Source organism: Nonomuraea sp. ATR24, from assembly GCF_041950485.1.
GTDB lineage: Bacteria > Actinomycetota > Actinomycetes > Streptosporangiales > Streptosporangiaceae > Nonomuraea > Nonomuraea ceibae.
In genome coordinates, this window is record NZ_JBGNUU010000010.1 from 40,077 (window position 1) to 61,475 (window position 21,399).

General features: G+C 71.5%; 20 protein-coding genes and 3 tRNA genes. 11 read left to right on the forward strand and 12 right to left on the reverse strand.

Going from position 1 to position 21,399, the window contains the following annotated elements:
• Positions 1–52 precede the first annotated feature (52 nt).
• The 4 genes from ACBI99_RS23975 to ACBI99_RS23990 all read left to right on the forward strand — a co-directional run bounded on the left by ACBI99_RS23975 (position 53) and on the right by ACBI99_RS23990 (position 3,844).
• Positions 53–1,306: an acyltransferase gene (locus ACBI99_RS23975; protein ID WP_357583648.1), complete on the forward strand. Its 1,254-nt coding sequence runs from the start codon at positions 53–55 to the stop codon at positions 1,304–1,306.
• Positions 1,307–1,406: 100 nt separating this feature from the next.
• Positions 1,407–2,096: a hypothetical protein gene (locus ACBI99_RS23980; RefSeq protein ID WP_375073509.1), complete on the forward strand. Its 690-nt coding sequence runs from the start codon at positions 1,407–1,409 to the stop codon at positions 2,094–2,096.
• A gap of 81 nt (positions 2,097–2,177) precedes the next feature.
• Positions 2,178–2,702, forward strand: coding sequence for a sigma-70 family RNA polymerase sigma factor (locus ACBI99_RS23985; RefSeq protein ID WP_308125807.1), 525 nt, complete (start codon positions 2,178–2,180; stop codon positions 2,700–2,702).
• Entirely contained in the window at positions 2,699–3,844 is a 1,146-nt protein-coding gene (locus tag ACBI99_RS23990) for a CU044_5270 family protein (protein ID WP_375073510.1), read from the forward strand. The genes ACBI99_RS23985 and ACBI99_RS23990 overlap by 4 nt, the downstream gene beginning before the upstream one ends.
• Before the next feature lie 34 nt (positions 3,845–3,878).
• Here the strand turns inward: ACBI99_RS23990 and ACBI99_RS23995 are convergent, their stop codons facing one another.
• Entirely contained in the window at positions 3,879–4,451 is a 573-nt protein-coding gene (locus ACBI99_RS23995) for a hypothetical protein (protein ID WP_375073511.1), read from the reverse strand.
• A complete protein-coding gene (locus ACBI99_RS24000) occupies positions 4,442–5,017 on the reverse strand; it encodes a hypothetical protein (RefSeq protein ID WP_375073512.1) in 576 nt (191 codons plus the stop codon). The genes ACBI99_RS23995 and ACBI99_RS24000 overlap by 10 nt, the downstream gene beginning before the upstream one ends.
• A 28-nt stretch (positions 5,018–5,045) precedes the next feature.
• Between ACBI99_RS24000 and ACBI99_RS24005 the strand changes: the two genes are divergently transcribed.
• The 3 genes from ACBI99_RS24005 (at position 5,046) to ACBI99_RS24015 (ending at position 12,284) form a co-directional block, all read left to right on the forward strand.
• Entirely contained in the window at positions 5,046–6,386 is a 1,341-nt protein-coding gene (locus ACBI99_RS24005; RefSeq protein ID WP_375073513.1) for a hypothetical protein, read from the forward strand.
• A 132-nt stretch (positions 6,387–6,518) separates the two neighbouring features.
• Positions 6,519–8,555, forward strand: coding sequence for a cellulose binding domain-containing protein (locus tag ACBI99_RS24010; RefSeq protein WP_375073514.1), 2,037 nt, complete (start codon positions 6,519–6,521; stop codon positions 8,553–8,555).
• A gap of 132 nt (positions 8,556–8,687) precedes the next feature.
• Positions 8,688–12,284, forward strand: a complete 3,597-nt coding sequence (locus ACBI99_RS24015) for a S8 family serine peptidase (RefSeq protein ID WP_375073515.1) — start codon at positions 8,688–8,690, stop codon at positions 12,282–12,284.
• On the opposite strand, the gene ACBI99_RS24020 is transcribed toward ACBI99_RS24015, so the two are convergent.
• From ACBI99_RS24020 to ACBI99_RS24030, 3 genes are all read right to left on the reverse strand, one after another.
• Positions 12,285–13,265, reverse strand: a complete 981-nt coding sequence (locus tag ACBI99_RS24020) for a helix-turn-helix transcriptional regulator (RefSeq protein ID WP_219506570.1) — start codon at positions 13,263–13,265, stop codon at positions 12,285–12,287. It abuts the gene before it with no gap.
• An 86-nt stretch (positions 13,266–13,351) separates the two neighbouring features.
• Positions 13,352–14,536 carry a globin domain-containing protein gene (locus ACBI99_RS24025; protein WP_375073516.1) on the reverse strand — a complete coding sequence of 395 codons (1,185 nt, stop codon included), beginning with the start codon at positions 14,534–14,536 and terminating at the stop codon, positions 13,352–13,354.
• 36 nt (positions 14,537–14,572) lie between these two features.
• Positions 14,573–15,040, reverse strand: coding sequence for an RrF2 family transcriptional regulator (locus ACBI99_RS24030; RefSeq protein WP_375073517.1), 468 nt, complete (start codon positions 15,038–15,040; stop codon positions 14,573–14,575).
• A gap of 83 nt (positions 15,041–15,123) precedes the next feature.
• Between ACBI99_RS24030 and uppS the strand changes: the two genes are divergently transcribed.
• The gene (gene uppS / locus ACBI99_RS24035) at positions 15,124–15,849 is read left to right on the forward strand and encodes a polyprenyl diphosphate synthase (protein WP_246645113.1); all 726 of its coding nucleotides are present in this window, start codon (positions 15,124–15,126) and stop codon (positions 15,847–15,849) included.
• A complete protein-coding gene (locus tag ACBI99_RS24040) occupies positions 15,846–17,258 on the forward strand; it encodes an oxygenase MpaB family protein (protein ID WP_357583626.1) in 1,413 nt (470 codons plus the stop codon). Before uppS ends, ACBI99_RS24040 begins: the two co-directional genes overlap by 4 nt.
• A 9-nt stretch (positions 17,259–17,267) precedes the next feature.
• On the opposite strand, the gene ACBI99_RS24045 is transcribed toward ACBI99_RS24040, so the two are convergent.
• Complete coding sequence (locus ACBI99_RS24045; protein WP_375073518.1) at positions 17,268–17,561, reverse strand: hypothetical protein; 294 nt, start codon at positions 17,559–17,561, stop codon at positions 17,268–17,270.
• Here ACBI99_RS24045 and ACBI99_RS24050 point away from each other — a divergent pair.
• Positions 17,544–18,101 (forward strand): winged helix-turn-helix transcriptional regulator, encoded by a 558-nt coding sequence (locus ACBI99_RS24050; protein ID WP_375073519.1) that lies wholly within the window; start codon positions 17,544–17,546, stop codon positions 18,099–18,101. The two genes, ACBI99_RS24045 and ACBI99_RS24050, sit on opposite strands and share 18 nt — an antisense overlap.
• A gap of 42 nt (positions 18,102–18,143) precedes the next feature.
• On the opposite strand, the gene ACBI99_RS24055 is transcribed toward ACBI99_RS24050, so the two are convergent.
• The 6 genes from ACBI99_RS24055 to ACBI99_RS24080 all read right to left on the reverse strand — a co-directional run bounded on the left by ACBI99_RS24055 (position 18,144) and on the right by ACBI99_RS24080 (position 20,934).
• Positions 18,144–18,479 carry a hypothetical protein gene (locus ACBI99_RS24055; protein ID WP_219506580.1) on the reverse strand — a complete coding sequence of 112 codons (336 nt, stop codon included), beginning with the start codon at positions 18,477–18,479 and terminating at the stop codon, positions 18,144–18,146.
• A gap of 331 nt (positions 18,480–18,810) precedes the next feature.
• Complete coding sequence (locus ACBI99_RS24060) at positions 18,811–19,020, reverse strand: hypothetical protein (protein WP_375073520.1); 210 nt, start codon at positions 19,018–19,020, stop codon at positions 18,811–18,813.
• An 88-nt stretch (positions 19,021–19,108) separates the two neighbouring features.
• Positions 19,109–19,185, reverse strand: a tRNA-Phe gene (locus ACBI99_RS24065).
• 5 nt (positions 19,186–19,190) lie between these two features.
• A tRNA-Asp gene (locus ACBI99_RS24070) sits at positions 19,191–19,265 on the reverse strand.
• 96 nt (positions 19,266–19,361) lie between these two features.
• Positions 19,362–19,434: transfer RNA gene (locus ACBI99_RS24075), tRNA-Glu, on the reverse strand.
• Complete coding sequence (locus ACBI99_RS24080; protein ID WP_375073521.1) at positions 19,435–20,934, reverse strand: metallophosphoesterase; 1,500 nt, start codon at positions 20,932–20,934, stop codon at positions 19,435–19,437. It abuts the tRNA gene before it with no gap.
• 93 nt (positions 20,935–21,027) lie between these two features.
• On the opposite strand from ACBI99_RS24080, the gene ACBI99_RS24085 reads away from it, so the two are divergent.
• Positions 21,028–21,378: a metallopeptidase family protein gene (locus ACBI99_RS24085; protein WP_219506583.1), complete on the forward strand. Its 351-nt coding sequence runs from the start codon at positions 21,028–21,030 to the stop codon at positions 21,376–21,378.
• The last annotated feature ends 21 nt before the right edge of the window (positions 21,379–21,399 follow it).

A 21,399-nucleotide genomic window follows, 5' to 3' on the forward strand; every position in this document is an offset into this window, starting at 1 on the left:
CTATTAGCCACAGGATAGTCAGTGTCAACTAAGCGATATTGTCGATCTTCCGATGACAAACACCGAGATTTCCCCCAGCACGGCCGCCCCCGTGCGCCCCCGGCTCGGCTGGCTCGACGCCCTGCGCGGGCTGGCCGCCCTGGTGGTCGTGTACGAGCACGCGCTGAACCCGCTCTACCCCGAGCTGCGCGGCGTCACAGGCCCGTGGTTCGACGCCGGCTGGTACGGCGTCATCGTGTTCTTCCTGGTCAGCGGCTACGTGATCCCGGCATCGCTGGAGCGGCGGGGCAGCGTGGCCGGGTTCTGGATCGGCCGGGGCTTCCGGCTCTACCCGCTGTGGGCGGTGGTGGTGTGCGCCGCGCTGCTGCTGGTGGTGACGGGGATCGACGGCATCCACGTATACCTGACCGACAATCCGGTCACGGCCACGCTCGCCCACCTGACGATGCTCCAGGACCTCCTGAACGCGCCCAACGTCGTCAACGTGCTGTGGACGCTCTCGTACGAGATGGCCTTCTACCTGCTGGTCACGGCGCTGTTCGTGGCTCGGTGGCACCGGCGCAGCGCGGAGGTGGCGGCCGGGTTCGGCGTGCTGGCCGTGGTCGCCGGCGGGGTGCTGCCGACGATCCTGCTCACGCACCGGGGGCCGACGCTCGTCACGACGCTGGCGGCGGTCGTGCTGGGCGGCGGCGGGCTGGCGGGCGTGCTCAGCTCACGCCCGGCGCTGCGGCGGGCCGGGGCGGTGGCGCTGGCGGTGCTGCCGCTGGGGCTGATCGCGGTCAACAGCCGCATCCCGGCCTGGCAGAGCCTGACGATCCTGGCCACGATGTTCGCGGGCACGGCGCTGTACCGGTGGCAGGCGGGGCAGATCTCCCGGGGCCGGGGCTGGGCCGTCGCGGGCGGGGTGCCGGTGGCGGCCACCGGGGCGGCGCTGCTGTGGCACGACGGCGACCCGCTGCCGTGGGTGGCGGCGGTCCTGGCGGCGTGGGCGACGTTCGGGGCGGGGATGCTGCTGGCCGACCGGCGGGTGCCCGCGTGGTGGGCGTGGCTGGGGATGGTGAGCTACTCGGTCTACCTGATCCACCCGATCCTGCTGGAGATCGTCGACGGCTTCCTCGACGACCCGGCCGCCGTCGCCTGGCCGTACCGGGTGGGGCTGGGGGCGCTGGTCGTGGCGGTGCTGCTGGGCTGCTCGGCGCTCACGTACCGGCTCGTGGAGGCTCCGGCGCAGCGCCTGGGACGACGGATCGCCGCTCGATCCACGGGATCGTCAAACGCGCGGCGGAGCAGTCCGGGGGGCGGGTGAAGCTGCCTGGCGCCGGCGGGTCCAGGTGGTGCCAGGACTACCCTCACCTCTCCTCCGCGCACCAGTGAGAACGGCCGCCCGCGTCACTTGAATGGCGGGCATGACATCAACAGAGCTGCCAGGCCGCTGGGTCGAGGGCGTCGGCATGATCCTCGGCCCGCTGCTCCTCCTGGCCGGGGTGCTGACCCGGATCGGCGCGGACGACTTCTTCACCGGGCAGCTCGCCGCCCACGCCGCCCGGCCCGGCGAGATGACGCTGTCCTACGGGCTGTTCGCAGCCGGGGTGGTGCTGCTGTGGCCGGCGGTGACGGGGCTGGCCCGTCGGCTGGAGCCCGGCTGGGGGCGCTGGGGCGTCACGCTGGTGGTGCTCGGGCTGTTCGGGCGGGTGTTCCACGCCGGGGTGAGCCATCTGGCGTTCCAGCTCGTGGACGTGCTCGGGCTGGAGGCCGCCCAGCGCGTGGTGGCCGGCACGTACGAAGCCTTCCACGTGTTCAAGGCGGTCAACGTGTGCATCATGGCGGGCTGGATCGTGCTGGCCGTGGGCGCGTACCGGGCGCGGGCGCTCGGGGCGGCCCAGTGCGTGGCGCTGGGCCTGACGGCCGCGCTGCCGCTGGGCGTGCTGAAGGGCAGCAGCGACCCGGTCTCGCTGGTCGCCCTCGCCGGGCTGGCCGTCGCGCTCGTCCCGCTCGGCGTCACCACGTTGCGTACGGGACCGGCGCCCCGCTGGTGGGCCGTGGCGCTGACCGTCGGCCTGGTGCCGGTGGCGTACCTGCTGGGCCTGGTGGGCTGATTTTTCCGATCATGCGGTAACAACGGGACTGCTCGGACCACTACCGGGTGTCAGAAACATCCGGAACGAAGGGGCGGGGCGGTGACGGATGATCAGCACCGGTTCACCGGCGTGTACGACGAATGCCGGCAACGCGTGTGGGCGTACGTGGTCAGTCGCTCGGGACGTCAGGTGGCGGACGAGGTCGTGAGCGAGACGTTCGCGATCGCCTGGCGGCGGCTGGAGGACGTGCCCGACCCGGCGCTGCCCTGGCTGCTCGGCGTGGCGCGCAACGTGCTGCGCGACACCATCCGCGCCGAGGCCAGGCGCGAGGCGCTCGCGCAGGAGCTGCGCGCCTGGACCGAAGGGGACGTGGCCGACCAGGTGACCGAGCGGATCGGCGTGCTCCAGGCGCTGGCCGCGCTCGGCGACGACGACCGGGAGATCCTCGTCCTGGTGGCATGGCAGGGGCTGTCGCCGAAGGAGGCCGCGCGGGTCGTCGGCTGCTCGACCGCCGCGTTCCGGGTCCGGCTGCACCGCGCCCGCAAACGGCTCAAGCAGGCCATGGAGCCCGCCGGGCCGTCCCGTCCCCGAGTGCGCAACAACCTCAGCGAGGAGTGGTCATGAACCCGATGGACGAGCTGCGTGCCGCTCGGCCCGCACACCTCGGCGACGCCCCGGTGGACGAGGGCACCCGGGCCAGGGAGCTCACGTACGCCATGTCCCACCCGCGCAAGGCGCGGCGCGGCCGGAAGGCCGTCCGGCCGGTGTGGGGCATCAGCCTGGCCGGGGCCACGGCCGCGGTCGCGGCGGCGGCCGTCGTCGTGACCGGGACGGGCGGCGCGCCGCCGAGCGCCCCCGACTCCGTCGCCCAGCCCGCCGCCACCGCCACCGCCACCGCGACCGCCACGAAGGTGCGGCTGTCGGCGCGCGAGGTGCTGCTGGCCGCCGCCGAGAAGGCCGGCAGCCAGCCCGACGAGATGGGCGCGTGGTGGCACACGTCCACCATGCAGCGCACCCTGCACCAGGTCGCCGAGGGCGGCTACACGGTCGTGGAGCGGCAGCGGAGCGAGGGCTGGACGTCCAGCGCGACCGGCGGCGAGCAGGGCGGCACCTACCAGTCGCTCGGCGCGCGACCGGCCACGCCCGAGGACGAGGCGGCCTGGCGGCGAGCGGGCTCCCCCCGCGAGTTCGAGGTCAAGGTGCCCGGCAAGCCGCGCGCGATCACGCTGTCCACCTCGCCGCGCAAGCCGTGGGGCGGCTTCAGCCCGCTGGTCGACGGTGACAAGGTGTTCTGGCTGGGCCGCAACGTGACCATGAAGGAGCTGCGCGCGCTGCCGTCCGATCCGGGCAGGCTCAAGGCGTGGCTGCTGCGCTCGTACAAGGGGCACGACACCGAGTCGGAGAGCGTGCCGATGGCCTCCGACCCGTGGCTGTACCGGGTGAGCACCGGGCTCATCCTGGACATGCCGGTCACGCCTGAGGTGCGGGCCGCCGCCTTCCGGATGCTCGCCGACCTGGACTCGGTCAAGGTCATCGAGAACGTGACCGACGCCGAGGGCCGCCAGGGCGCGGCGGTGGCGGTCGAGGAGAAGGTCAGGGACAGCGTCATGGAGACCCGGCTGATCTTCGACCAGGAGACCGGGCGGGGCCTGGCCAGCGAGAGCGTGGTGATCGAGCCGGGCGACGCGCACGCCGGGCACGAGCCGGGCACCGTGGTGGGCACGACGACGGTGCTGGAAGCGGGCTGGGCCGACAGCAGGCCGTGACATCCCGGCGGGGGCGCGGCTACGCCGGCGTGCCTTACGGCTGGTTCAGGCAGGACAGGTTGGCCGAGCGGTAGAGGACGACGACGAGCACCACCAGCGCCGCGAACCAGGCGACGGTCACGGCCAGGGGCAGCCCGGCGTAGCCGTACGGGGCCAGCATGCCGGCGACGCCCAGCGCGGCGACCGTCCAGCGCAGCACGTCGAGGAGCGCGGCGCGGGACGCGTGCCCGCCGAGGCGGAGCCGCCCGGCCACGATCTCGCCGATCAGCCAGATGGCGAGCAGGGAGCCGGCCTTCTCGGCGAGGTCGAGCGCCTGCTCCAGGGACGTGTCCGGCGCGGCCGGGCCGATTATCAGGAGGTCGACGATCGACAGGAAGACCATCGACGTGGTGGCGGCAGCCCCCGCCGGGTCGGCCGGGTGGAGGGAGGCATCTCGCAGCCGGGACAGCCCGACCGCGCACATGGCCCAGCCGACCGGGTCGAGGAGCAGGTCGAAGCCGTCGAGCCGGAGGGCGGCGTAGACGATGACGAGACCGGTGGCGATCAGCGCGACGGGCGGCATGAGACCGCCGGACGCGGCGCGCGGGTGGGGGTTCGTCAGGACCATTCGTCGCTCACCGCTTCGCTGCACACCTTGTCGGACAGGCCGCGCTGCCAGGCGACCGGGACCGTCGCGCCGTCGGGCCCGGTCAGCTGCCAGGAGTCCCAGGTGACCTCCGCCGTCCGTGCCCCCAGATAGGTCTCGTACGTGAACCGCACCGGCTGCGGCGTGTGAGGCACGGCCGCGCAGTCGGTGATGGCGACGTGCCTTTCCATCACCTCCATGTCGCCTCCTTCGACGGTGACCTTCTCCGCCCCGGGGTTCTCGGCCGGCAGCAGCCGCAGGCCGGGGATGTTCATCGAGAGGCCGGAGACGGTGAAGGTGGTGGACCCCTCGTTCTCGATTTCCACGAAAAGCCTGGTGGACAGGGCGCCGCTTTTCTCGTCCACCCAGGCGCCGGCGAAGAAGGAGTTGATGTTCCAGCTGATATGCGGGCTCACCGCCCCGGTCCCCCAAAGAAACGCGGTCACCATGACGAGCGAAAACGACGTCCAGATCACCACCCGTAATCGGACCGGTTCGGCACGCCAAGAGGTGACGCCGTATTGCTGCCAAATTTCATCGGAAGCCATGAGGTGAAACCATATATGGTGGCATCTCGTGACAATACCCCCGCTGATTCTCTGGGTGGCCGCCCTGCTCACCGTGCTGGCGGCCGCCTCGCCGGTCAGCCGGGAACGGCTCGACAGGTTCGCCGCGCAGACCGGATTCACCGTCACCGCGGCCGACGCCGAACAGGTCGTCGGCCATTTCCGGGCCGTGCGCCGATGGCGTCTGATCGCGCTCGTCGTCGCCGTTCCCGTGGCGGGGCTCACCAATGACCCGTTCTCTTTGGTGCTCGGCTGGTGCGCGGTTTCCGTGGTGTTCTCTCGGAGGGCCTCCAACGCGTACGACGAGGCGCGCATTTATCGTGGCGCATGGCTCCTCGGATTGGCCGGCGCCGTTTCGGCGACCGCCTTTCTCCTGCGAGACGTCACCGCGGCCCGGATCGCGCACACCGGAATCCTGATCGCCGTGGCCGTGGCGGTGACGTTCGCCGCCCGGCGCGAACCGGCGAGCGCCCCGGCCGAGCTGGCCATCGGCCGCTGGTCCACGCGCGGCCTCTATCTGGCGGGGACCGCGATCGTGCTGTCGGCCGCGCTGCTCACCCCCGGCCTGCCGGTGCTCCCCGAGCCGCCCGCGTACACGCCGCCCCTGACGTTCTCCGACAGCCGCCCGAGCTTCGAGACGGTGCGCACGTACAAGGCGCCCTCCTGCGCGTGGACCACGCAGGTGGCGGCCGACTGCAGAGGCTGGCTGGTCAACGGTCAGCCGTTCCCGCAGGCCGCGCCGTACGTCGTCATCCCCGGCAAGGCGCCCCGGCCGGCCCCGTTCACCCGCAGCCCCGACAAGAGGGCCCTGGTCTACCTGCACCGGCACGACCGCCGCCTGGTGTACGAGGACGAGGCGGGCGCGCGCCCGCTCACCGGCGCGCTGGCCGACACCGAGCTGCCCAAGGTCACGTTCGCCGGCCAGAACAGGTACCTCGCCCTGGTCCGGGACGGCGCGCGGATCATCGACACCCGGACCTGGCGCACGCTGGAGCTCCCCGACGTCCGGCGCGTCCACGACCTCGGCAAGAGCGGCATCGTGGCCGCCACCGCCGCGCGGGCCCTCGTCCTCGACCACCAGGGGAAGCCCCGCATGAGCCTGCCCGCCGGGGACGCCTACCACCTGCACCCGAAGGGCCACCGCCTGGTCGTCATCGACGACGAGGGGCGGGTCACGACCTACGACGTGAAGACCGGCGAGCGCCTGGGCGCGGTCACCCCGGTGTTCCGCGGCGACGACAGCCTCGGCTCCGGGCTCGGCTGGTCGGCCAAGGGCGCCTTCCAGGTCCGCGCCGCCTGGTCCGAACGGGTCTACAACCTCGACCTGTCCACCGGGAAACTGTGGCGCTGAGCAGCGGACCGAACCCTGGGTGAAAGTTTCAGCGTCGTTTGACGGGTGCGCCGCGCGCCACTCATGATCATGTCGTCTCCTGGTCAGGAGGAGGCGTCGAGTGAGGAACCACTGCCACGGCGAGGTGCACCGATGCCGAGAACCCTGCTGCGCTCCGCGTCCGCGATCCTGCTGGCGCTGACCGCCCTGAACGCCCCTACCGCCCATGCCGACGACGGCGTCCCCGTCGAGATCACCGTCAACACCCGTGCCGCGCTGGCCGGCGTGCCCGAGACCGGCATCGGGACCAACCACGCCATCTGGGATGCGCAACTGGGCAGCGACCAGACCGCGGACCTGCTCAAGGACGCGGGCGTGCGGCTGCTGCGTTACCCGGGCGGCTCGTACTCCGACATCTACCACTGGGCCGACCACACCGCCCCCGGCGGCTATGTCGCGCCGAACACCGACTTCGACACCTTCATGGCCGGGGCCCGCCGCACCGGCGCGCAGCCGATGGTGACCGCCAACTACGGCACGGGCACGGCCGAGGAGGCCGCCGCCTGGGTCCGCTACGCCAACGTCACCAAGGGCTACGGCGTGAAGTACTGGGAGATCGGCAACGAGAACTACGGCAACGGCCACTACGGCGCGGCGTGGGAGGCCGACAACCACGCGGACAAGAGCCCGGCCGAGTACGCCAGGCACGTCGTCGCCTACGCGGACGCGATGAAGGCGGTCGACCCCACGATCAAGATCGGCGCGGTGCTGACCACGCCCGCGAACTGGCCCGACGCGATCAGGGCGGAGGGCGACGCGGGAAGCTGGAACGAGGTCGTCCTGTCCACCGCCGGCTCGAAGATCGACTTCGTGGTCCTGCACTGGTACCCGGGCGCCCTGGACCGCACGGGACACGTACCGGACATGATCCAGCTCACCCGCGAGCAGATCGCCAGGCTCGCCGGGCCGGGCGCGGAGCGGATCGGCATCGCGATGACCGAGTTCAACACCGGTTCCAGCAGCAACGGCACCAATACCCAGCCGGGCGCGCTGGCCGCCGCCGACGCGTACGCGACGCTGCTGGCGAACGGCGTGTTCACGGTCGAGTGGTGGAACGTCCACAACGGCATCGGCACGGTAACCGAGGTCGAGGGGCACACCGACTACGGCGACTTCGGCCTGCTGTCGAGCGGGACGTGCACCGCCGACGGGTCGGTCTGCGAGCCGGCGTTCAACACGCCGTTCGCGCCCTACTACGCGCTGCAGATGGTCGGCAGGTTCGCCCGGCCGGGTGACCAGTTCGTCCGGGCGGCGAGCGACACGCCCGCCGTCAGCGCACACGCCGCCCGCCGCCCGAACGGCGACCTGGCGGTCATGATGATCAACACCTCGCGCGACACCTCGTACGCGGCGGCGATCGACTACGCGGGCTACACCCCGGCGGCCGGCGCGCCGACGGTGCTCACCCACACCAACGGCGCGACCTCCATCACCACCGCGACCAGCGGCAGCGCCACCAGCCAGACGCTGCCGCCGCTGTCGCTGACGACGATCGTCCTCAAGCCGGCCGCCGACCGGTCCAGCCCCGCCGCCCCCGCCCAGCCTGTCGCGTCGGCCGTCACGGACACCAAGGCCACGATCACCTGGCCGCGCGCCACGGCCGGCGACCGGCCCATCGCCAAGTACGAGATCCACCGCCAGCACGGCGCGGTCACCGAGCAGCTCGGCGAGACCTCGGGCACCTCGTTCACGGCAGGCAACCTGCGGCCGGGCACCCGCTACACGGTCAACGTGATCGCCCGCGACGCCGGCGGCGGCCTCTCCTGGGCCTCGCCGCCGCTGACGTTCACCACGAAGGCCCCCGCCACCAGCTCGTGCTCGGTACGGCTGAGCGTCCAGTCCGACTGGTCGAGCGGCTACGTCGGGTCGATCGACGTCACCAACACCGGCGCGCCGATCGACGGGTGGACCCTCGACTTCGCCTGGCCGAGAAGCTGGCAGAGTCTGGGGAGCGGCTGGAGCGCGGTCTGGACGCAGGACGGGCGGGCGGTCAAGGCCGTCAGCGAGCCCGGCAACCGCGCCCTGGCCACCGGGGCGTCGGCCACGATCGGCTTCGTGGGCAACTACTCGGGGCCGAACGTGCTTCCGTCCGTGTTCAGGCTCAACGGCACGGTCTGCGCGGCCGGGTGAGAGGCCGCCGCTGGCATTTTCACGACATGTCGCCATCCGGTCAGCCGCATACCCCCCATTGACCGGTCCTTATCCCGCATCCTCATGAACGAGTAAAGCAATGTGTCATTGCACGACAGATCGGGTTCGTTCATGGGATGGATCACCCGCTTCACCGCCGTCGGCGCGGGCCTGGCGATGCTCGCCGTGCCCACGCAGGCGCAGGCGACGCCGCCGGAGCCCGCCTCCGGCGGCGGTGACCTGCACGAGGTCACGCTGATCACCGGTGACGTGGTCACCGTGAGGGAGGTCGCCGGCGGCAAGCGCGCCGCGACCGTGCGGCCGGGCAAGGGCCGGGAGGACGTCAGGTTCTTCACCGAGGAGGAGGACGGCGAGCTCACCGTCACTCCCGCCGACATGGTCCCCTACGTGTCCCGGGGCCTGGTCGACGAGCGGCTGTTCGCCGTGAGCGACCTCATCGAGCAGGGGTACGACGACGAGAGCAGCGAGGTCCTGCCGCTCATCCTGTCCTACCGCGACAGCGACGCGAAGGCCGTCACGCTGCGCAGCGTCAACGCGCGGACGATGCGGGCCGACAAGGACGAACTGCCCGTGCTGTGGGCCGCCGAGCGCGCGGGCGGCGAGCCGAAGCTGCGGGACGGCCTGGCCAAGGTCTGGCTGGACGGCAAGGTCACCGCGACGCTGGAGCACAGCGTGCCGCAGGTGGGCGCGCCGCAGGCGTGGCAGGACGGCTTCGACGGCAAGGGCGTGAAGGTCGCGGTCCTCGACACCGGGATCGACGAGACGCACCCCGACGTCAAGGACAGGGTCGTCGAGGCCCGCAACTTCACCGACGACCCGTCGGCCAAGGACGAGCACGGGCACGGGACCCACGTCGCCGCGACCGTCGCCGGCGTCGGCGCGGCCTCGGGCGGCCTGCGCAAGGGCGTCGCGCCCGGCGCCGAGCTGGTGATCGGCAAGGTGTTGAACGCGAGAGGCAGCGGCACGGAGTCGCAGGTGCTCGCCGGCATGGAGTGGGCGGCCAGGGAGAGCGGCGCCGACGTCGTCAACATGAGCCTCGGCGGCGGCGCCACCGACGGCACCGACCCGCTCAGCACCGCCGTGGACGTGCTGACCGAGCAGACCGGCACGCTGTTCGTGATCGCCGCGGGCAACGACGGCAGCGAGTACAGCGTCGGCTCGCCCGGCGCCGCCACCTCGGCCCTGACCGTGGGCGCGGTGGACGCCAACGACGCCCTCGCTCCCTTCTCCAGCCGCGGCCCCCGCCTGGACGAGGCCGTCAAGCCGGACATCACCGCACCGGGCGTCGGCATCGTCGCCGCGCGGGCCGCGGGCACCGGCCTGGGCACGCCGGTCGACGAGCTCCACACCAAGCTCTCCGGCACCTCGATGGCCACGCCGCACGTGGCCGGCGCGGCGGCGATCCTGGCCCAGCGCCACCCCGGCTGGACCGCCGCGCAGCTCAAGAACGCGCTGGTGTCCACGTCGAGGACCATCGCCGGGCAGACCCCGTACGAGCAGGGCGGCGGGCGGCTGGACGTGACGCGCGCCCTCCGTCAGACCCTCACCGCGACGGGGACGCTGAGCCTGGGCGTGCACGAGGACGGCGACACCGGCGTCCCCGGCGGCGAGATCACCTACACGAACACGGGACAGGCGCCCGTCACGCTCGCCCTCACCCCCTCCGTCACCAACCTCGACGGCCAGGCCCCGGCCGAGGGCGCGGTCACCCTGTCGGCGACCACGCTCACCGTCGAGCCGGGCGCGAGCGCGAGCGTGCGCGTCACCGTGGACCCGGCCAAGCTCCAGCACGGCCGGCACGCGGGCTACGTCACCGCCACCGCGGGCGACGCCGTCGCGCACACCACGATCGCCCTCACCCGCCGGGGCAAGATCCACAAGGTCCGCTTCACCGCCGTGCACGCCGACGGCTCCCCCGCCCGCGTGCCCTTCATCTCCATGTACGGGGCCTCCAGCAGGGACGACGTCTACGGCTACATCCTCGACGAGCAGTCCGGCTGGACGGCCGAGGTCGCCGAGGGCACCTACCACATGCAGGCGATCCTGGGCGAGACGAGCTCCGAGACGCCCGTCGACACGCTCGTGGTGAACCCGGAGCTGCCGGTGACCGGTGACATGGAGATCGTGCTCGACCCCAGGACCGCCGTGCCCGTCGAGATCAGAACCTCGCAGCCGGTGATCCAGGAGGGCATCTCCACCTACTTCACCCACCGCACGTACGGGTCGCGCAAGATCAGCCTGGGCTCCATGAACTTCCCGTCGGTCGACGGGCTCTCGGTCACGCCGACCAAGCCCGTCACGAACGGCACGTTCGAGTTCGCCTCGCGCTGGCAGCTCGCCGCGCCCCGCGTGACCGCCGAGCTGGGCCGCGACCCGCTGGTGGTGCGCCCCGCCATCAGGTCACCGGAGTTCGCCGGCAAGAAGCGCTGGCCCCTGGCCACCGCCGACGCCGGTGACGTGAAGGGCAAGGCGGTCGTCCTGGTCAGCGAGCAGTTCGGCGACTGGACGAGCAAGCTGCAGGGAATCGCCGACGCCGGAGCCGCCGCGGTGATCGTCGTCGGCCCCGACGGCCGGGCCATGTGGCAGCCGTGGAAGCCGGAGGGCGAGCGCGACCCGCTGCCCACCCTGCTGATCACCCACGACCGCGGCCAGGCGCTGCTGGAGAAGGCGCGCTCGGGCGGCGTGATCGAGGTGACCGGGCAGTTCGCCCCGCCGTACCTGTACGAGGTCATGCAGGTCTCCTCCGGCCACGTGCCCGAGCGGGTCGTGCACGACGTGAACTGGCGCAACACCGCCCTGGTCGAGGCCGGCTACCACGAGTCCGGCGGCGACCGCTACGGCAAGGACCAGCGCTTCGGCTGGCGCCCGTGGCAGACGTACGACCTGGGCTCGCAGATGGAGACGCAGCGCATCGTCAACACGCCGCTGCGCCGGGCCGAGTACGTCAGCGCCGGCGACACCCAGTGGCAGCACGTCGTGCAGCACGCGCTCACCTGGGAGTCGATGAGCCGGCTGCGCGGCGGGCTGACCGACCGGCCGCGGACCTACCGGCCGGGCGAGCGCGTCAAGGAGGACTGGTTCGCCCCGGTCGTGCGCCCGGCCGTCCAGGCGGCGACCCGGACGGGTGACGTGCTGACCGTGCAGGTGCCCGAGTTCGTGGACGCCGACGGGCACCAGGGCTACGCGCGGGACAGCGCCGACAAGGACACCACCGCGGCCCGCTTCTACCGGGACGGGCAGCTGGTGGAGGAGCGCAGCACGCTGCGCGGCGCCTTCCCCGCCGTGCCGGAGGACGCCGAGTACCGGCTGGAGCTGGACACCACACGCACCGGCGACGAGTGGCTGCACGCCACGGCCACGCGGACGTCGTGGACGTTCAGGTCCGCCAGGACGGAGGACACCCGGCCGCTGCCGATGCTCGGCGTCGACTACGACATCCCGGCCGACCTGGAGGGCCGGGTCCACCGGACGCTCCCGGTCAAGCTCGGCTTCACCGCGCCCGCCGCCAGGAAGCTCAGCGCGGAGCTGTCGTACGACGACGGCAGGACCTGGCGGCGGCTGCCGCTGATCCCCGCGGGCCGGGGGCAGCACGTCGCCCTGGTCTCGCACCGCAGGACCGACCTCGGGGTGTCGCTGCGGGTGACCGCGACGGGCGCCGCCGGAGAGCGGTTCGAGCAGACCGTCACCCGCGCGTACGGGGTCCGGTAGTCACAGCCAGCGCTCGCGGGCCGCATGCCAGGCAAGCTGCATCCTGGTCTGCGCGCCCGCGCGCCGCATGAGGTGGTAGACGCGGCGCTGCACGGTACGCAGGCTGAGCCCGAGCTGGCTCGCGATCGACTTGTCGGGGACGCCGGCGACCAGCAGCGAGAGCAGGTAGAGCTCGTCGGCGTCCAGCGGGCAGCCGGCCGCCGCGTCGATGACCTGCCCGTCGTCCAGCGACCGGATCGGCGTGGCCCGGTCCCACTGGGCCTCGAACAGCGCGATCAGCGCGTCCAGCAGGCTGCTGCCGCGTACCAGCGCGGCGGTGGTCTCGGTCCGCCCGCCCGCGTGCTGCACCAGCGGCAGCAGCGCGGTCGCCCGGTCCGCGATCATCATCCGCACCGGCAGGGACCGCACGGCGCGGGCGCGCTCGCCGAGCTTGATGCCGTAGGCGACGTTGGCCACCATCCCGGGCTCCTCCAGCAGGGCCCGCTCGTAGATCACCCGGTAGTCGACGCCCCGGCCGAGCGCGTCCAGCTCCTCGGTGTTGTCCTGGGACGGCATCACCACGTGCCCGGCGCGGCAGAAGTACATGACCTCCTCGCGGGCGCTGTTCTGCAGATGGCGCACCTGCTCACGCAGCGCGGCGCGGCTCGGCAGCACCTCGATCAGCCGGTCGGCGTCGCGGCGGCGCAGGCTGGTGCGGTATTCCTCGGCGAGCTGCTCGACCGCCTGGCGGGCCCAGTCGATGCTCTCCTGCCGCCGCATCAGCAGCGGCCCGAGCGCGACGTCCGGGGCCACCGGCGCGAACCCGCGCCCACCCGCGTCGCGGACCAGCCCCAGGTCCCGCATCGTGGCGAGCGCGCCGGCCGCCGCCTCGGCCGTGATCCCCAGCTCCTCGGCGAGGTCGGCCGCCTCCGCCTCGCCCGCGCGGACGAGTAAGCGGTACGCCCGTTCCGTCACCTCGTCGAGCCCGGCAGCCTCCAACATGGTCCCCATGATGACAGGTGGCCCCCAAACGGCACATAAGTGCACTTAAATCAGGTACGGGGATCCCACTGCGCTCTCGGCTCCGCTCAGGCCGCGGCGATCCACAGATCGGGGCCGAACACCTCGTAGTGGATGTCCTTGGGCGCCACGCCCGCGCCGATGAGCTGGGCCCTGGCCTCCCGCATGAACGGCAGCGGCCCGCACAGGTAGGCCACCGAGCCCGCCGGGATGTCGACCCCGGCCAGGTCGATCCGGCCCGCCCTGCCCCGCCGGCCGTCCTCGTACCAGAAGATCCTCTCGCCCCGGGGCAGCACGGCGGTCAGCGCCTCCATGTCCTCGCGCAGCGCGTGCTCGGGCTCGGAGCGGTCGGCGTGCAGCAGCAGGACGCGGCGGTCGCTGCCGGTCTCGGCCAGGTGCTGGAGCATCGCGGTGATCGGGGTGCAGCCGATGCCGGCGGAGGCCAGCACGAGCGGCGCGTCGCCGCCCGCCAGCGTCACGTCGCCGAACGGGGCCGACAGCGTCAGCTCGTCGCCCGGCTCGACAGTGGCGTGCAGCAGGTTGGACACCTCGCCCTCGGGGGCGCCCTCGCCGCGCACCCGCTTGACGGTGATCCGCCGCAGCCCGTCGGCGCCGTGGCCGGACAGCGTGTACTGCCGGAGCTGGTGCACCCCGTCGGGCATCCGCACCCGGACGCTGACGTACTGACCGGGCAGCGCGGGCGGGACCGGCTCGTCGCCGACGGGCGCGAGCACGAGCGACATGACGTCGGCGGTCTCCTCGCGGCGCTCGACGACCCGCCACGGGCGCCAGGTGCGGCCCTCGCTCGCGCCGGCCTGCGCGTAGATGCGGGCCTCCATCGCGATCAGGGCGCCGGCCATCAGCCAGTAGACCTCGTCCCAGGCGGCGGCCACCTCGGGCGTGACGGCCTCGCCCAGCACCTCGGCGATGGCCGCGAACAGGTACTTGTGCACGATCACGTACTGGTCGTCGGTGATGCCGACGGCGGCGTGCTTGTGCGCGATGCGGGTGAGCAGCGCGTCGGGCCGCTCGTCCGGGTTGTCGAGCAGGGCGCCGGCGAACGCGGCGATGGACCCGGCCAGCGCCCTGCGCTGCTCGCCGCTGCGCTGGTTGCCCCGGTTGAACAGGCCGTCGAGCAGCTCCGGCCGCTCGGCGAACATCGTCTCGTAGAAGCGGGCGGTGATCGTGTCGAGCGACGCGCCCACGACGGGGAGGGTGGCGCGGACAGTCGCGGCGCTTTCCGCGGACAGCATGGGGGACCTCCAGATAATTGGTATCTGGAATGCATATTAAAGAGCCGGTTCGCCGGTCCCCGATCTGGGTGGGACGCTCAGCCCGAGCAGCACCGGCCTGGTCGGCCCCGTGACCAGCGCATCGACCGTCAGCGTGTCGAGCGACGCATAGAAGGCCTCCTGCGCCTGGCGCAGCGCCCCGCGCAACCGGCAGGCCGCCCGCAGCGGGCACGGCAGCAGCGCGTCCTCGCACCCCACCACCTCGTGCTCGCCCTCCAGCCGGCGCACGATCGAGCCCACCGTCGCCCGCCGCCCCGCCGCCGTGAGCTGCAGGCCGCCGCCACGCCCGCGCCGGGTCTCCACCAGCCCCATCTCGCTCAGCCGCGAGACCGCCTTGGCCGCGTGCGTATAGGGGATCGCCAGCACGTCGGCGGCGGCCCGCGTGGTCAGCAGCTCGTCACCGCTCACGACGGCCAGGCGCATCACGATCCGCAGGGAGATGTCGGTGAAGGCGGTCAGGCGCATGTCCCCAAGGTAATCCTCCCCACCGGCCCACCTTGACACCACGTAAGGTAAAGCTACAGTTACCCTGAGTCATGGGGGTGGTCATGCTCTTGCCGCGGCACGTCGCCTGCGTGATGGACGGAAACGGCCGGTGGGCCGCGCAGCGATCACTGCCGCGCACCGCCGGCCACGAGGCCGCCGAGGCCGCCGTGATGGACGTCATCGAGGCGGCGCGCAGCGCCGGGGTCACCTGGCTGAGCCTGTACGCCTTCTCCACGGAGAACTGGCGGCGCCCGGCCGCCGAGGTCGACATCCTCATGCGGCTCGTCCGCCGCGCCATCCGCAAGCACGCCCCCGCCCTGCACGCCCGGGGCGTCCGCTGCCGCTTCCTCGGCATGGCCGACCCGCGCATCCCGCAGCCCCTGGTCCGCGACATCACCGACCTGATGACGCTCACCGGCGACAACAGGCGCATGACGCTGACCGTGGCCTTCGACCACGGCGGACGCCGCGACATCGTGGCCGCGGCCCGCTCGCTGATCCGCTCCGCCACGCCCGCCGACCAGGTCACCGAGGACAGCTTCGCCCAGCACCTGCCCTACTCCGACACCCCCGACGTCGACCTCGTCATCCGCACGTCCGGGGAGCAGCGCATCTCCAACTTCATGCTCTGGCAGGTCGCCTACGCCGAATGGGTCTTCCCGCAGGTGCTCTGGCCCGACTTCCGCGCCACCCACTTCTGGGAATGCCTCGACACCTACCGGCGGCGCCAGCGCCGTTTCGGCGACGTACGCCAGTCCACCACCTTGACCGGGGAGGGTCACCGATGAGCCGCACCACCACAGCGGAGACGACGGACGTCTTCGGCGCCGACTCCATCCTGCGCCGCCTGGTCGGCGAGGCGCGCTGGGGCCTCGCGGTCACCCGCGCCACGCTGCTCGAAGCCGCACATCCGCAGATCGGCGCGGCACTGATGGAGAACTCGACGTTCCTCACCCACCCCTGGCGGCGGCTGCGCAACACCGCGACCAGCTCGCGGCGCATCCTCAGCCCCGACCCGCGCGTACGCGACCGCGAGGTGGCCCGGCTCAACCGCCTCCACGCCCGCATGTCCGGCACCGACGCCCAGGGCCGCCCCTACGACGCGACCGACCCCGAGGCCCGCGCCTGGGTCGCCGCCACGCTCTTCGAGTCGACGGTGGCGATGTGCCGGCTGAGCGGCGAAACGCTCGACGCCGGCGAGATGCGGCGGCTCTACGACGAATACCGCATCTTCCTGACCCTCATCGACGGCGACAACGAGCACCTGCCCGCCACGCTGCAGGAGTTCTGGCCCTACTACGACCACGTCGTCGAGAACCGCCTGGAGAACAACGACGCCGTGGGCGTCATCCTCTACCGGCTCCTGGCCAACGTCCCCGCGCCGCCGGCGCTGCGCGGCCATCCCCTGGTGTGGACGGTCGGCCGGGCCGTGGCGGGCCCGCTGGCCACCGCCGTCATCATCGCCTCGCTCCCGGAGCCGTTCTGCCGGCGCGTCGCGCTGCCCGACCTCCCCGGGGCCCGGACCCTCATGCAGGGCGCCTACCTGACCGCCGGCCTCGCCACCCGCTACCTCCCGGAGAGCTGGACGCGCGTCGACTCCGTCATGGGCCTGCTCGACCCGTCGTCCGCCACCCCGTGGGACACCGTACGCCGCAAGGCCGGGCAGGCCGCGGCCCTCCTGCGCCTCATCACCCCCGCCCCCGCCGCCGACGACCAGCAGGTGGTCCTGTCGGCCGACCGCTTCTTCAGCGAGGTCCTCGACCAGACCGGCGACGGCTACCTGCGCTGGCCGGACCTGGCCGCCATGGCGAGGGAGGTCGCCACCCGGCTCGACCTGGGCGAGCAGGACGAGGAGCGGCTCTTCCAGGCGTACGCCGCCTGGTGGCGGGAGCTGCAGGCCGCCCTCGACAGCGACGACGACGGCCGCGTCACCCGCCAGGAGTACGCCGCCGCGGCCGCCTCGCTGCCCGGGGCCGGCCTCATCAAGATCGCCGATGTGCTGTTCGACGTCACCGACGTGGACGACGACCAGAAGATCGACGCCCAGGAATACCGCGACCTGTTCCGGACGGCCTTCGGCCGCGACCTGGCCGGTGACGGCAGCTATTCGCGCGGCGCCTTCGTCCGGCAGTTCGTCTCGTTCATGTCCGGCCAGGAGCACTCCGAGGCCTACAGCACGCTCCTGACCCAGGCGTGACGACGCCCGCTACTGCCCGCCGTCCGCCGACTTGACCTCGACCAGCACCACGTTCACCTCCCCCGCCAGCAACTCCCAGGCGTGCTCGAAGGCGTCGTCCTGCCAGACGACCGCGCCCGGGTTCAGATCCACGATCTGGGTGGACCCGTCCGCCCAGGTCACCTTCTGCCGCCCGGTGCCCAGGTTGACCACGAGCATCGGGCGGTGCGCGTGCATGGCGCTCTCCCAGCCGTGCGACGCCCGCGCCTGGATCACCCGTACGTGCTCGTTCTCGAACAGCACCTGATGCGCGTCGGGATCCACGACCGTCGCATGCCCGTGCTGTCGATCTTCGATCGAAACACTCACTGCGCCCTCCATCGCCTGCCGGTCTGTGCTCGCTCCGAGCTCCAGCACCACGGCGTGATCCGCCGCCGCACCCGCGAAACCGCCACCGGGCCCCAGGTCTACGAACTCACCGAACGAGGCAGGAAGCTGGAGCCGGTCATCCTGGCCCTGAGCGACTGGGGCATCGACGCCCCCCACCCGCCCGAGCCCACCTCACTCAGCGCCACCTCGGTGCTGATCTACCTTCGGGACCACGTCCACCCCGACCCGGCGGCGCCGCCGACCGTCTGCCGCCTCGAACTCGACGGCACCCCCTGGACCCTCCGCGCGGAGTCCGGCCGGATCCAGGTCCACAGCGGCGAACCCGCCACGGCCGACCTCTCCCTCCGCACGACCCCCAAGACCCTCAGCGCCCTGCTGACCGCCCCCGCCGCCCTCGACGCGGCCCTGGAGGAGGGCACGGTGACCTTCGCCGGCAGCCGCCCCGCCCTCGACAGCCTCCTGTACGGAGGCTGAAGGGAATGCCCGGGGCGTCCGTGGGTCCTGTGTAGTCGATGACTACTGAGTCACCCTCAACGTCCATTCGACCGACTCGGGGGCCTGCACGCGAACTCTGAGCCGCGTCTTCGATTTGAGGTCGATTTGGTTCATAGTCGGCGTGATCGTGCTGTCGAGGCATGTGAACGGCATCGAGACGAGCGGCTCCAAGGCAATCTCCGCTGTTCCTGCGCCTCGGCAGTCGAACATCACCCACATACTGCCCTTGTCCGCCCGAATGTCCGCGATGACGCTGGATCCCCATGTCGGTCCGGCAGTCGCCAGCGTTTTCGTGCCCGACTCCATGCCGGGGACTCTCAGGATCTCGGCGGCCGGAGGTTCGATGGTCTCCTCCACTGCGGTAGGGCCAGGCGACGAGACAACGCCTGACGCGCCAGGCGTTGGGCGGGCTGCGGGTGTAGAGGTGCACGCCGTCAACATCCCGGCGACAATGAGAACTCCAGCGAGCGACGCTACCTGCCGAATTGCCATTGCCCTATGTCCTCAGCCCTGGGCGATGTACCAGCCGACCTTTCCACTGCCTTCACGATGTCACGCTCTGCCGTCACCTCGACCGAACCCGGACGCGACCGTAACCGACGTAGCCGAATCCGTGCCGGCCGACCCACTCGACACTGGGCCGGGTCGGGCGCCGATGCCGACGACTTCGCCCACCGTGAAAGGCTTCTCAGTAGAGCCACTTCTCGCATCGGCGGTGTCTGGTCGGCGCCGGCTCCTCGCCTCTCAGCAGGGTCAGCCGTACGCGCTGCCGAGCTTTCCGCTCAGCGATGTTCGCGACTTTCCCGACGCCCTTGTAGGACCCGCCCACGTCGTGCCTGAAGCGGCGGCCGTCCTGCTGCTGGATGCGTAACGGCATGGTGTTGTCCGTCCGGCTCACACCTGGATTCTGCCAGCCGCCGGTGCTGTCGGCACACAAAAACGCCCCGGAGCGAGATCGCTACGGGGCATCTTGATTGTTCGAAAGCTGGTGGTCAGGGGCAGGGTCGAACTGCCGACCTTCCGCTTTTCAGGCGGACGCTCGTACCAACTGAGCTACCTGACCCAGAGCGGTCCTGACGGGACTTGAACCCGCGACCTCCACCTTGACAGGGTGGCGAGCACTCCAAACTGCTCTACAGGACCTTGCGACTTGCTTCGTTCTCTTTGCGCTCGCTTAGCTTACCAGCTCTTCGGAGGTCCTTCGACCTGCCGTTTCGCGGGTGCGCTAGGCGCTCGCGGTGCCCCCAACGGGATTCGAACCCGTGCCGCCGCCTTGAAAGGGCGGTGTCCTAGGCCGCTAGACGATGGGGGCTCAGGATTCCCTGTCGCCTTCCGTCGGAGACCTCTGAAGCATAGGGGACGATTGCCCTTGATGCCAAAGTGGCGAACCGGCGGCCGGTGACGTAGTGCCGCTGAGCGTCCCCGTTGGCGACGGGGCGTTCGTCGGCGCTGGGGAAATCATACGTCCCGGGTCGGGCTCCACGTGACGCTGCATGTACACCGACTGCTCGCCGAGTCCGCCGAGGGTGATGTCGTCCCAGGCCTGCAGGCGTTTCGTCTCGCGGTCGAAGTACAGGACGGAGGCCTGGACGGGCGTGGGCTCGGCGTGTTCGAGTGCGCGCAGGCCGGCGCCGCCGGTGGAGCCCTGGACGAGGACGCGGGTGCCGGTGGGCAACATGGTGGTGGAGCGTTTGTGGGCGTGACCGGCCAGGACCATCGGCGTGGCGCCGGAGAAGCCGCGGGCGACGATGTCGTCGTGGACGGCCACGAGGTCGGCGTTCTCGACGTTCTCGCTGTGGGCGCGGCCGAAGGCTTCGAGCGAGGCGGGGTCGGTGTCGACGTGTACGGACTTGTCCGGGGTGAAGCGCGGGTCGCCGAGGCCGTAGATGCTGAGTCCGGCGACGTTGCGCATCTTGTCGTCGAGGACGACGGCGTTCTTCTGCTTGGCGACGGCCTTCTCGGTGGTCTTGGAGTCGTGGTTGCCGCGTACGTACACGTACGGGACGCCGAGGCGGCCGATCTCCTCCACGAACTTGTTCTCGGCCTTGCTGCCGTGGTCGGAGATGTCGCCGGTGTCGACGATCAGGTCGACGGTGAACTGTTCGGTCAGGGACCGGATGACGTTCCAGGCGATCGGGTTGATGTGGATGTCGGAGACGTGCAGGACGCGGATGGAACGGGGGTCGGCGTCGTACACCGGAAGGGTTGAGACCGCGTCGTACAGCTTCGAGACGTTCGTGACGAGTTTGGTGAGTTGCGAGCGGTAGGACTCGAACCGGGTGACGATCGACTCGGCGCTGCCCACGAGGGAGGGCGCCGCGGCGACGAGGCCCGTGTAGCGGGGCTCGACGAGCGAGCCGGGGTGAAAGGTCCGGGCGGCGACCAGTCCGGTCGTGGCGAGCGCCACAGCGGCCACCAGGAGGCCCGTCAGGGCGACGCGGGGCCGCCTGAACACCATGAGGACGGCGATCAGCGCGCCGGCGGCGGCGCACAGCAGCGAGCGGATGGCGAGCTCGCGCACGCCCGCGAGCAGGTCGCGCTCGATGATGCTGGGCAGCCGGTCGGTGAGGCGGGGGTCTTCGAGGAGCGATTTGGCGCGTTCCTGGTCGATGTTCTCGAGCGCGATGCGCAGGGTCAGCGGGGCGTCGTGGGTGCGGAACGTGAGCGTGCCCAGCGGGCTGGCGTCGACGATCGTCTCGCCGCCCCAGGAGGGGGCGACGGACATGCCGGTCTCGACGGGGCCGACCTGCGCGTGCACGGTCCCGCTGAGGAAGATGCCCAGCCAGGCGCCGGCCGCGGCGACGACGAGCACCGCCACAGCTTTGGACGCCCGCAACCTGATGACTGCTTTCAACCTGTCCAGGAACTTCATACGGTTTCTTGCTTACCCAGCCCGCGAGGCAGAATGGCACGTGTGATCGAGGTTTCCCCGGAGAAGTTCGAAGAGCTCGTGGCCGAGGCGCTGGACACGATCCCTCCGGAGCTGACCCGTGTCATGAGCAATGTTGTCGTCACTGTTGTGGACGATCCGCCAGAACCCCACCTTCTGGGCCTGTACACCGGCATTCCCCTCACCGAGCGCGGCGACTGGTACTCCGCAGTCCTGCCCGACCGCATCGAGATCTACCGCAATCCGATCTGTCAGATCTGCGACACGGAAGAGCAGGTCGTCGAGGAGGTACGGATCACGGTGGTTCACGAGGTCGGCCACCACTTCGGCATCGACGACGACCGTCTCCATGAGCTGGGTTGGTGACCCTTTAACCTCCGGGTGACG